We start from the raw sequence: 12,199 nt of genomic DNA, 5'->3' as shown, positions 1-12,199 counted from the left end.
CACTAATTACATTCCCATTCCACCATCTACTTGTATTACTTGCCCCGTAATATAAGCTGCTTTATCCGATGCCAAAAATGCTACTGTTTCTGCTATATGAGTAACCTCACCAAACTTCTTTAGCGGTATTTGTGTAAGTACCATCTCTTTTGCATTCTCTGGTAAAACATCAGTCATTTCCGTCTGTATAAATCCTGGTGCTACCGCATTCACGGTAATCCCACGAGAACCTAATTCTCTGGCAGCTGACTTTGTCATTCCTATCACACCAGCTTTGGATGCACAATAATTTATCTGACCTATATTCCCAATCACACCAACGACCGATGAGATATTGATAATTCTTCCGCTTCTTTGCTTAAGCATTGGACGAGTCACTTGCTTAATACAGTGAAAACAACCTTTTAAGTTCGTATCAATAACCACATCAAATTCTTCTTCCGACATCTTCATAATAAGGTTATCTCTTGTAATACCAGCGTTATTTACTAAGATATCAACTTGTTTAAATTCTGCTAAGATATCAGCAAACATAGCTTCTGTAGCTTTTGCATCCGAAACATCTGCCTGATAAGCAATAGCTTTCCCACCTTCGCTTATAATCTTTTGTACTACTTCTTCAGCACGTTCCTTTGAACCACAATAATTAACTACTACTGTTGCTCCATAACTAGCAAGTGTCAATGCGACCTGGCGTCCAATTCCACGGCTCGCGCCTGTCACCACTGCAACTTTATTCTCTAACATATCATTCCTCCATTTAAGCGTATAAAAATGACCAATATCAGATTTCTGTTATGAGAAATGTAACAAAAATCTATTGGTACGAATATAAAGCTGTCATTATTTATAAAGCGTCTAGCTTATCTAAATCTTCTATCTTTTCTATGTTAATTACTTGCATGGTACGATCGATCTTTTTTACAAATGAAGATAAGGTTTTTCCTGGACCAATCTCAACAAAAGTTGTAATACCATTTGCAATCATTTTTTCCACACTCTGTTGCCATCGTACGGAAGAAGAAACTTGAGCTGCCAAACTATCTACGATAGGCTCTTTGCTTGTGATATACTCAGCCGTAGTATTCGCAACGTAAGGAATTACTGGATCATTTATTGTAATCACTTCTAACTCTTTTCGAAGCTTTTCACCAGCTGGAAGAAGCATCGGTGAATGGAATGGTCCACTTACATTAAGCGGTAAAACCCTTTTCGCTCCTGCTTTTTCAAGGCTAATCTTTGCTGCTTCAACCGAATGCTTTTCACCTGAGATTACAATTTGCCCTGGACAGTTATAATTTGCTACGGTTACGATTCCTTCCGTATTGGCACAAATTTCTTCCACCAATTCATTGTTAAGCCCTAACACTGCTGCCATCGTACCTACAGACACTGGTACTGCTTCTTGCATATAGATTCCTCTTTTTCTTACAAGATAAATCACATCTTTTAAGCTTAGAACCTTACTTTGATATAGAGCTACATACTCTCCTAAACTAAGTCCGGCACAAACAGCTGGAGTTATGTTCTTCTCCTTCACAGCCATTAGCATTGCTGTCATTGTGGTAACCATTGCTACTTGCGTATATTCTGTTATATGAAGTCTTTCATCCTCTTCAAAAATAAGTTTCGTCATATCGAGTGATAAAATATCACTTGCTAATTCAAATACCTCTTTGGATTCTTTATAGGTATCATAAAAGTCTTTTCCCATTCCAGTATATTGAGCCCCCTGGCCTGGGAAGAGAAATGCCACTTGTTTCATTATCAACCTAACCTCCGAGTAACTATTCTTTTTAATTAAAGTATTTCCATTCAATAATAAAATGAGTTCAAACGGATATTTGTGCCTGCGTTATCCTTAGCACAAACTTCTGTACGAGAGAACAAAGTTTTTCACGCTGCCTACTGTTGAGCAGGTACCAAATATCCAGCCTACTACAGATATGTTTTCAAAGTGAGAAGAATTTCTTGGACGACTAAAGTACGTCGCTCAAGAAATTCTAATTTTCACACTGGAGGATTTTTCAGTTTCTCCCCTCGTTCTTATGCTGTTTGTACTCTCTTTCCAAACAATTTATTTAACCACTTTTTCTTAGCAACCATACGTATTAAACTTATAATAACGACTGCCATGGCTATTATCCCTGACACTACTGCTACCAATGCCTTTATCTTTGCTTGAACGGCATCTACTTTCTGTTTTACATGTTCTTTTGCATGAGCAGCACGCTCTAATACAGGCTCATGCGCAACTATATTGTCATATAGTTCTCTTTGCTCATTTATGGTTCGATATAATGTATCCGAAATTACAAATACATTTCCCTTCTTAAATGGCATTAATGTTCGTCTTCTTTTTGCGATGGCCGTTTGCTTTTGAATGTCCCTCTCAGGGTACTCATTTTCTAGGAATCTGGTTTCTAAATCACCCATTAAATCAATTAAGTAATTTTCCGTCATAGGTTGCTCCCTTCTTTAAGTTAACTGATATTCATTTTTCATTTTTGTTCGTAAACGTGATAACCTACTATCCACTGCTGTAACAGACATGCTCATAGCATGTGCTATTACCTTGGAGGATTGCACATAATAATATTTTCTTATCATTAATTCCCGATCTTTCTCTGGGAGACTTGCAATCATTTTATTTAGCCTCTTTACATTTTCTTTTCGTAACATTTGATTTTCAATGTTCACACTTACATCGGGAAGAACCGATGCAAGCTCTGCTACATCTTCGGAATGTGTCCGGTCTTCGTGCCTCCTCACATCACGCAAACGATTGATCGCGGTGTTTCTGACAATCACCTTAAGATAGGTAGGCAACGAGGCTTTCGTATAATCATATTTCTCTGCATTCTTCCAGAACTTAAAATACGTATCGTTAACACATTCCTCTATATCCCTAACATGGTTTCCAAGGATACCAGCAGCGATATATACTAGCAGTTTTTCATACTTCTCTGCTAACAAGGAGAGTCCCAGTTGATTTTTCTTATTAATCAGAGAAAGAATTTCTTCATCGGTCAAGTTAACTGCCTCCTTCGAGTATGCGTTATAATAGTGGAATACGACATATGTCGCACACTATAATATCGTATGCTTATCTATAAATACCCATGAAATAAAAATACCTTGCAATAATTTTATTAATTTCCTGATTTCCATGGTGAATCATAATACTTACCAGAGTTTGGAACTCTAGTTGGAAGTGGAATTGACGAAGGCATTGGAAGAGGGGTTGGCGTTGGCCGATTGGCATATTGAATCGCTGCTTCTTCCTCCGTATATAACGCTTCCTTGGTATAATTCATATTACCGTTCCATAAAAGCCACTCTGAGTAATCAGAATCATAGACAGCTTCAATCTGTTCTCTGACTTCCTTGGAACCATATCGAATATAATGTTTAATCCAAGGGGCGGTAAAATCCTGAAGCCAAGGCCGAACCAACGCCTTGTGTTCTCCCTCTGGTATTTGATTTAATGCCTTTCTGGAAGCGTCTAGCGCCGCCAGTATAAGATTATAAGGCTCTGTATCAGGATATTTAATTCCATAATAACCTTCACCATAATGGGAAGGGTAAATCATAGGACATATATAATCTAAATATTTAGACATCTCTAAATAACTTTGCCCAACGATTTTCGCATCTACAGAGCTACTGATAATCGCTCCATAAACATCCGCTGATACAAAGATACCTAATGGTCGTAATTGTTCACAAGCATATTTTACAAACTCTGTTATAGTTTCAATTTTTGTTTTGGTGGTAGCTTCCACCCCAAAATCAACATTTGCCATACCACTATCTGTGGAAAAACGAATGTAATCAAAGTTAACCTCATCAAAACCAAGCGAAGCACATTGCGATGCAACTCCTACTAAGTAATCCCATACTTCTTTTTTATAAGGATTTACCCACGCTAACTTATCCTTATCACGAAAGGTAGAACCATCCTTTAACTTAAGTGCAAGTTCTGGCCTTTTATCAGCTAGTACAGGATCTTTAAATGCTACAACACGGGCAATAAGATAAACATCGTGTTCTTTTAACTTACTTATTAGCCCATTAATATCACTAATATAACCTCTTGTTGCATTAATATCGATGGCTGGTTGATATTGCATCTGGTAAGTGATTCTCCCTTCGTCATCTTTGATATCAATTACCATCGCGTTAAGTTCTGTATCATCTACTAATTTTAATAAATCATCGATATTATTATTCGCTCTGGATGCAGTGATGTATATTCCCTTTGCTTTAACTGCTTTACGAGTATCTTTAAAATTCGTCATCCAAACTTCCTGATCTTCCACAGGCTCTAATAGCTTTTCCCCTATTGGCTTAGCAATCCACATTCCATAAGGTCCAGATGCCGTACGACCCGATAATTCCTCAAGCTGTTGTTTAATTAATTGATTTTCAGAAAGTTCTTTTTTCCCAATCCTATCCATCTTAGCTTTTAAAAAAAAGAAAACACATGTACCAAGCCCTAAAGCAATTACCAAAATGAGTAGTGCTAACACCCCTCGATTTTGAAAACCTTTTATTCTTCTTCGAGTAAATTTTAGTTTCCTACGTTTTGCATCAAAATCAAGATAACGATCTTTCTTTCTCATCCTTTTCCTCATTCCTGCACATCTTTTCGCACATTCGAAGTTTGTGCCGAGGATTACGTAGGCTCAAACTTCCTGAGTGAAAGATTGATCCTTCACTCTGTGATAGTTTTATCTTTCACTATATGATAGTTTTATCTTTCACTCTATGATAGATTGATCTTTCACTCTTCCTAAATTCCTAATCTTAATTAAGCCCTCGGTCCGTATACATTCTTGGTAAGTTTTTTTGGGGCTATTTGCCTGGAATCTAAGGTTGTTCACTTATCTTTTTAGCTGGCGTTGTATCTTTAAAAATACTTCAATAATGTCAGGATCTAAGCTACGGTTCGCCTCAAGCTTCATACGCTGTAGTGCCTCTTTATGCGCTTCCTCTCCTTCATCCGCTGAATCTCTTAATAAATTATCATACTTATTTACTACGGCAACAATACGGGCAGATAAAGGTATCTCTTTCCCTCTTAATCCCATTGGATATCCTGATCCATCATACTTCTCATGATGATACTTTGCTATGTCAATAGCCATCTTTAAGAAGTCATTATATTCACTTTGTGCATAAGCTTCACTTAAGTTCTTAGCTCCAAGTTCCGCATGTGATTTCAGCACTCTATCCTCATCTATAGTAAGTTTCCCTCTTTTTTGTAAAATATTATCAGGTATGAATATTTTACCGATATCATGTAATGCGGAAGCAAGCTCAATCGTATCAATATAATCTTGTGTGATCTCCTCTTCGTACAAACCCGAAAAATGCAAACTCATTGCAAGAAGCCTACAATTCTTTCCTATATTTTCAATATGATTTTCTCTTCCCTTATCTCTTGCTTCACACATTCTAGCCATTGCATAGATCAGATTTTTCTCTTCCGTTTCTATCTTTTCCATCTGTTCTTTGACAAGTTTTTGAAGCTTTTGATTATACATCTCAAGTTCTTGCTGCATTCGATGTATTTTAAGATGAGTACTAATTCTTAGCGATACTTCTTCGTGTTCAAAAGGTTTACTAATAAAATCAACCGCACCAAGGTTAAATCCTCGAATTTTATCTTCAGTAGAATTTAGTGCTGAAATAAAGATTATCGGAATATCTCTCGTTTTTGCATCTTTTTTCAATCTCTCGCACCACTCAAATCCATCCATATCAGGCATAGAGATATCTAACAAAATAAGTTGCGGCAGTGTTGCCTCAATTGCTTGTGTTGCTTGCTTTACACTGGTAACTGGACGCGCTACATATCCAGATTTTCGTATCATCTCTGTCAACACAATTAGATTTGCGATCACATCATCCACTATAAGAATATTTGCTTCCTGTATTATCTGTTCTCCTATTTCCAAACCATCCACCCCATATATTCTATCTATCATTCGCAGTTACTAAGTTACGATTGTAAATAATCCTGCAATTTTTTTATCTGCTTTTGAGTTCCTTCATAATCTTCTTTTCTTACCGCAAGCTCTAGACGAAAAGCATTCTTCCTACCTTCCTGCTCAGACTCGGGTATCATTCTTTTAATAATACTTGCAAAATTTTCTGCCTTTTCCCAAGTTTCTAACTCTACGCAGATAATAAGTTTTTCTAGATGCTCTGCAATGGCCACCTTATCAAGTACATATGGTTCTGACAATCTCGGAGCTCTCACATTCTGCCTATCTCCGGATATAACATTCCAAGTAGTGTTTTCCATGGTGAACCCATTATTTCCATCAAGTTTTGGTTCTGTCTCTATATCGTAATCCTCTTTCACTACTTTAAATCGAATGGAGAAGGAAAATGTACTTCCTCTACCTATCTCGCTACTGACATGAATCGTGCCTCCCATTAACTCTACTAAACTTTTACTAATAGCAAGTCCGAGTCCTGTCCCGCCATATCTTCTAGTAATGGAGCCATCTACTTGAGAAAAACTTTGAAAAAGCTTATCCATATCTTCTTTCGATATTCCAATCCCACTATCAATGACCATAAAAAACAGTTCTACTTCATCCTCTTTTTGATCTGTATTGATTACCTCAATCACTAATTGTCCCACTGAAGTAAATTTTATTGCATTTGATATCAGATTACTAAGAATCTGCTCTAAACGTAGTTCATCCCCTAGTATTTTTTTAGGAACGTTATCTCCGATATTTACTTGTAGCTTTAACCCTTTTTCATTTAATTTCGGTATATGATAAGAAAGCGTATTCTTAAGAAAATTTGAAATATCAATTACCTTATTTTCAAGTTGCATCTTCCCCGCGGTAATTTTCGAAAAATCTAAAATTCCATTAATTATATTGGTCATGTTATCACAGCAACGTCTGATAATATTTACATTTTCTCTCTGATTTTGTGTTAATTCCGTACCTAGTAAAACATCTGCTAATCCTTTCATTCCGTTAACCGGCGTTCTTAGCTCATGCGTGATGTTTGCCAGAAATTCATTTTTTACTCCAGTCGCTTCCTTTAGTTCTTCTTTGACATTCTTTTCTCTTTTCATAACAGCATTCAGCTCTGTCATATTTCGAGTAATGCAAACAGAAAAATTATCCTTTTCCTTCTCTCCCCATAATAATTTCATCCTTACAGGGTAACAGGTCTGATTCTTTCGATATGCAAATGTCTCAATTATTGAATATTCCATCGTTTCTTTTACCTCTTCTACTTCAAAACGATTAATAATCATATTATCCATATGTACTTTTAACGCTTTTGGAAATATGTCCAAGATGTTTGTATCAACTAACTTGTCCATATATCCGGTTTCTTGCATGGCAGCATCATTTGCATAAAAAATCTGCCCCGTTTGATCAAAAATAAAAACCCCCTCAGCACAATGTTTCAGAACTAAATCATAAGGAATTTTGCTCATGATGCACCCCCTTTACCATTTTCTTACCAATATGATAATTCACTCAAAAAAGTTTGTCAATGTGATAGCAGTTCATATATCAATCTTTGGAAAATATGTTGACATTTTGCCATATTTTGTTATAATAATTGAAGAATACGTTTGCGCTACACGAAAGATTAAATGCAAGCGCTAAATATGGACTTGGAGGTCAAATATGAATTTTAATATACGTTTAAAGCAATTGCGTCAAAAGCATAAATTGACACAGAGCGAGCTTGCTGAAATTCTTGGCTTGAAGCCAACAGCCGTATCTAATTATGAATCACGAAGAAATGAACCATCATTTGAAAAACTAATTGCACTTTCCAGATACTTTGATGTATCGTGTGATTATCTGCTCGGTATTTCAGATGCTTATCTTCCAGTCGGCGGTGAAGTATTAGATAAAGATATCGTGGATTTCTTTAATCTATATCAGCAATTAGATTCTAATAACGCAGCAGAATTAAAGAATTTTGCGAACTACCTACTATACAAGCAAGAATCCTCTAACGAATAAGTTACATAGGCAGGTAGTCCAAAGACCAAGTGTTCCAATGTCCCATATAAAAAATAGAAAGCTCAATCGAGGGTAACTCGATTGAGCCTTTTTTGTGTGGTGAACTTTAAGTAGAATTTGTCCAGCAAGGCAATATAGAAAAGATTTTTCGTAATAATTATTAAAAAGTATTTAGGAAACTAGGCACTTTCACTATTGATAATATTTGTTTAAATTGGTAAAATATTGTTGTTTCATATTATAATATAAGGAGAATGGGTATATGAAGACAGCAAGATTAGTAATCGGTATAATTTCAATGGTTTTATTTGCTTTTGTCTCATTTCAATCCTGTGCAGCTGGCGTTGGTAATGCATTAGTTAATAATGGAGAGTCTAGCGGATCAGCTGGAATGCTCATAGCATTCTGTTTTCTAATAGCTGGAATTGTAGGGGTAGCAACAAGAAATAAGGGTAAAGGAGGACCAATGACTGCAGGTGTTTTTTATGCACTAGGAGGTATTATGGGCCTTGCAACTAGCAGTACTCTATACGGTGATTTGAAAATCTGGGCTATATTAAGCTTAATTTTCGCAGCAGTTTTTATCCTTGGTGCTCTTAAGCAAAAGACAGAAAACGTTCCAAACGCTTAAATCAGACTGATACGATTGAACTACATATAAGAGTTTAAGCCCCTCACCGAGGGGCTTTTTTAATGGGCTTTGTCCACCAAACAAATAAATTATAAAGCATTATACTATAGTCAAATCCCCATGAATAGTAGCACAATCAAAAATATAGGATAAATAACATACCAACCTAGTTTTTGCATGTACAAATAAAATTCAGTCGGCTCAGGATCTTTTACAGAGAGAAAATTATGCAATGTAAAGAAAAATAAAGGAAATTTTATATCAATAAAATATATTATTAAAACTACAAAAAACATTATTAATGGATAAATCTTTCCACGATTTTCAACTCCATTACCTGTTGCAAATTCTGCAGTAGTATTAAGTGATGGTTTAAAATCTCCTGGATAAAAATTGTTGTTTGAAACAACACGTAAATCATTATCAAAGTAAGGCTCCAAGTCGTTGGTTAAAAGATTGAATGGAGAATTATTATTATAAATCCCATTAAAAAGTTCATTATTATCTTCTAAAATTCTTATTTTTTTCCCATAATTATTACCATTTTCAAAATAGACAAGGTAACTAAAATACAATTTATTTGGTAAATTGTATTCAACAATAATTTCTCCAGTATTTTGATTTTGTACGGTTATTAGTATCGGCTCGGATAAATAATTGCCTTTATATTGGGTACTATTAGTTAATTTAGTTTGTATTAAACGTTCACCGTTAAAATATATCACTTTTTGATTAAATAGGGTAATATACCAAATTAAGAACATAACTAAAACAATGCTACTCAAAACTAATAGTATTATCTTACCTATTCTATTTTGCCATATTTTTTTGAATAATTGAAACATAGTAAGCACCTCTTTTCTGCTTTATTAATCTAACAAAATATTAATACTCTTATTAAAGAGAATACTATATTTTTTACCAACTATCAATATACGGTTAAAACCTCTAATCCCACGTATCAAACGCAACTCACCATGTCTGTTTTGAGATAATCTAGTTCTGTGTTCTATTCCTCTCCTCATAAGCTCTAGTAGCTCTTTATTTTAGTTTCGGTGATTTCTTCATACTCGGCATTAGTTAGAATTGCTTGGCTACACTCTAATTCATCTTCAATGTGAACTATGTATTCCCCCCTAATCATTGATGCCTGTCGTGTAAACATACCCATCTCACTTACAGAACTCCTCTAAATAATCATTTAATCCCATAATTTTACATCCTCCTACGAGGTTATTATCTACTAATCGATATGTAATTGTCAATGTGCTGCTTTGATATTTAATATACTTGTCCATGTTACTGTTATAATGAGGTTTCTAATATAAAACGCATTTAGAGACCTCATATTTGAAGTATAACAATATATTGATATCGCAACTAATATCATCTGTGTATCACATAACTATTACCTCTGCTGGTAATCTTGTTAAGCTAGTGTATGGATTACCTAGAATGAGTTTTGTATTATTAATAACCTCTATTAATGCATCAAAGAAAAGCTCTTTATCAGTTATTACGGTTGGATTTCTAGTTGCTGTTGCTGCTACTACCCTTTCAGACAAATTGCTTTCGTGGTAAGCAATCATTTTTTCTACAAATTGAGCATTAACAAATATACCCGTCTTAGCTTGAACAGCCTTCGCTGCAGCAGCCCAGCTATTTACAACAATATCAAGGTCAAAATCAACACTTTTCTCAGCATTAAACATAATTTCGTATCTCTCCGTGTCAAACATAATTTCGTATCTCTCCATATCAAACATTTACAAAACTCCTTTTTTATACTATCTTATGTCTATGCTTATCTTTTTAGCTAAGTATTCTTATAATTTTAGTTTAAGTTTACTTCCTTATTATCATTATCTTTTGCTTTTTTACATATTTCATATCTGTAACATAATTCGCACTCTGTCATATTTGGATTTATCAAATCGCATTCTTCATATAAAACCATATTTTATACCTCGCTAAATTTAATTTATCAAACTAATAAAATAGTCTTTTACATCTTCCATACACGTCTTGTATCCTACAATTTTATATCCGTATATCCTGTTGCTACTTTATACGATTGTAATTATCGCATCATATTGTCAAAAGCTCTTGCATAATCCTCTTTTATTAACCTCTTTAGTATCAACATGAGCTTAAAACAATTTTCTTTAAAATAATTCAGCTAAAAATTTGCAACTTGAATTTAAATGTATAAAATGTGTTCAAAGAAGGCATTAACCATCAACAAATCTGCACTGGTACAGCACTTAAATAGTTTAAAATTTGTACCAAGATTATATATGAGGAGGTGACATATATGAATAAGATCAAATTCTTTCTTTTCTTTCTAAAAATTGCAATCGATATCATTTACTTTATTATTAGTAATCTTTAATTATTTTTGGTTGCTTCACGAGGCAACCATTACATATTTCGTGTATTATTTTTCCGCATAAAAAAACTACCAACTAAATATTGATAGTTGGTAGAGTCTTATCTAGATACTATAGTTAATATAATAATTACAATAAATACAAATAACAGAATTCTAAGTACGTTATCTCTGATTAAAAGTTTTCTCATCTTTATCCGTGAATCATTTTTATATATAGTAAATCTATAAATAATTCCATCTAATTCATCGCGGCTATTCTTGATATATTGCTCATTCATTTTATTGATTTTAAATCCTTCAATAAAATCATTCATATCTATTGCTATTTTATGTAGTTCTTTTTCTAGATCATCAAAAATCATTTGGCTAAAGCGAGTTTTCTCTTCTTCTAATATTAAAATCAATTTTTCTTTTTGTGCTAAGCTAATTTCTTTAGCCTCTTTCATCATAACTTTACTACAATACAAATAACCCGATAAACAATATAGAACTTCAACGTGTGTTTGTACTCTTTGAATCTGTTCTTTATAGTCTGCTGTGATTAGAAATATCCTTGAAACAATTATACTCGAAAAAATACCACCAATTATACCTATGGTTAAATTTAATAAATTATTATAAATATCCATAGTCCACACCATGTAAACTCACTTTTTGACCAGTATTGATTATATAATCAACAGCCTTATTCCAGTTCGGATTAGCGAAGAAATTATTATCTAATACCTCTATGTGCTTTCCTTTTGGATTAAGCAGCATTGGCTCAACCTCATGTATATATCCCTCTTTATCTCTCACTACGCAGAAATGACAATTCCTGATACATCCACGACTGAAAAACTGCATCGAGTAATCACAATCTGGATACAGACTATAATCAAGCTCTAGTATCTGTTCTATTTCTTTTGGTAAATGTGACTTGATATCTACTCCTGTACCACCTCTTATTATCTTTGCTCTTACAGGATAATATTGATATGGAGCTGTGAAATTAAATAGTTGGCACTCATACAAGATGTCTGTATCCATAATATCTATAACAGGGTTATACCAATCAACATCATGCCCCTGTGCTTTGTGATATGTAGATATTTTCATGATCGCAATATTAGGCATTTTACTATCCCTTGCGAGTAACCTTACTTTCGTTTCATC

The 12,199-nt window shown here is 34.3% G+C and carries 13 protein-coding genes; 2 read left to right on the top strand and 11 right to left on the bottom strand.

The features are described from left to right. Window positions 1-6: 6 nt before the first annotated feature. The 7 genes from fabG to CPHY_RS02805 all read right to left on the bottom strand — a co-directional run bounded on the left by fabG (window position 7) and on the right by CPHY_RS02805 (window position 7,480). Window positions 7-747, bottom strand: coding sequence for a 3-oxoacyl-[acyl-carrier-protein] reductase (gene fabG, locus CPHY_RS02835; protein WP_012198548.1), 741 nt, complete (start codon window positions 745-747; stop codon window positions 7-9). A gap of 100 nt (window positions 748-847) precedes the next feature. Continuing rightward, window positions 848-1,765 carry an ACP S-malonyltransferase gene (gene fabD, locus CPHY_RS02830; protein ID WP_012198547.1) on the bottom strand — a complete coding sequence of 306 codons (918 nt, stop codon included), beginning with the start codon at window positions 1,763-1,765 and terminating at the stop codon, window positions 848-850. A gap of 281 nt (window positions 1,766-2,046) precedes the next feature. Next, the gene (locus CPHY_RS02825; protein ID WP_012198546.1) at window positions 2,047-2,463 is read right to left on the bottom strand and encodes a hypothetical protein; all 417 of its coding nucleotides are present in this window, start codon (window positions 2,461-2,463) and stop codon (window positions 2,047-2,049) included. 15 nt (window positions 2,464-2,478) lie between these two features. Further along, window positions 2,479-3,033: an RNA polymerase sigma factor gene (locus CPHY_RS02820; protein WP_012198545.1), complete on the bottom strand. Its 555-nt coding sequence runs from the start codon at window positions 3,031-3,033 to the stop codon at window positions 2,479-2,481. Window positions 3,034-3,152: 119 nt separating this feature from the next. Next, window positions 3,153-4,625, bottom strand: coding sequence for a putative glycoside hydrolase (locus tag CPHY_RS02815; protein WP_012198544.1), 1,473 nt, complete (start codon window positions 4,623-4,625; stop codon window positions 3,153-3,155). Window positions 4,626-4,886: 261 nt separating this feature from the next. Continuing rightward, window positions 4,887-5,972: an HD domain-containing phosphohydrolase gene (locus tag CPHY_RS02810; RefSeq protein ID WP_408611167.1), complete on the bottom strand. Its 1,086-nt coding sequence runs from the start codon at window positions 5,970-5,972 to the stop codon at window positions 4,887-4,889. A gap of 35 nt (window positions 5,973-6,007) precedes the next feature. Continuing rightward, window positions 6,008-7,480, bottom strand: a complete 1,473-nt coding sequence (locus CPHY_RS02805) for an ATP-binding protein (RefSeq protein ID WP_012198542.1) — start codon at window positions 7,478-7,480, stop codon at window positions 6,008-6,010. 196 nt (window positions 7,481-7,676) lie between these two features. Between CPHY_RS02805 and CPHY_RS02800 the strand changes: the two genes are divergently transcribed. Continuing rightward, window positions 7,677-8,021: a helix-turn-helix domain-containing protein gene (locus CPHY_RS02800; protein ID WP_012198541.1), complete on the top strand. Its 345-nt coding sequence runs from the start codon at window positions 7,677-7,679 to the stop codon at window positions 8,019-8,021. A 262-nt stretch (window positions 8,022-8,283) separates the two neighbouring features. Continuing rightward, entirely contained in the window at window positions 8,284-8,652 is a 369-nt protein-coding gene (locus CPHY_RS02795) for a hypothetical protein (protein ID WP_012198540.1), read from the top strand. A 110-nt stretch (window positions 8,653-8,762) separates the two neighbouring features. Here the strand turns inward: CPHY_RS02795 and CPHY_RS02790 are convergent, their stop codons facing one another. The 4 genes from CPHY_RS02790 to CPHY_RS02775 all read right to left on the bottom strand — a co-directional run bounded on the left by CPHY_RS02790 (window position 8,763) and on the right by CPHY_RS02775 (window position 12,160). Further along, entirely contained in the window at window positions 8,763-9,497 is a 735-nt protein-coding gene (locus CPHY_RS02790) for a hypothetical protein (protein ID WP_012198539.1), read from the bottom strand. Between the two features lie 552 nt (window positions 9,498-10,049). Continuing rightward, on the bottom strand, window positions 10,050-10,418 hold the full coding sequence (locus tag CPHY_RS02785) for a hypothetical protein (protein WP_012198538.1): 369 nt from the start codon (window positions 10,416-10,418) through the stop codon (window positions 10,050-10,052). 724 nt (window positions 10,419-11,142) lie between these two features. Beyond that, window positions 11,143-11,673, bottom strand: coding sequence for a hypothetical protein (locus CPHY_RS02780; RefSeq protein ID WP_041703128.1), 531 nt, complete (start codon window positions 11,671-11,673; stop codon window positions 11,143-11,145). Continuing rightward, a complete protein-coding gene (locus CPHY_RS02775; protein WP_012198536.1) occupies window positions 11,660-12,160 on the bottom strand; it encodes a hypothetical protein in 501 nt (166 codons plus the stop codon). The genes CPHY_RS02780 and CPHY_RS02775 overlap by 14 nt, the downstream gene beginning before the upstream one ends. Window positions 12,161-12,199: the final 39 nt, after the last annotated feature.

Source organism: Lachnoclostridium phytofermentans ISDg (genome assembly GCF_000018685.1).
Lineage (GTDB): Bacteria > Bacillota > Clostridia > Lachnospirales > Lachnospiraceae > Lachnoclostridium > Lachnoclostridium phytofermentans.
Note: the sequence above shows the minus strand (reverse complement) of the source record. Positions and strands in the feature narration are given on the sequence as shown.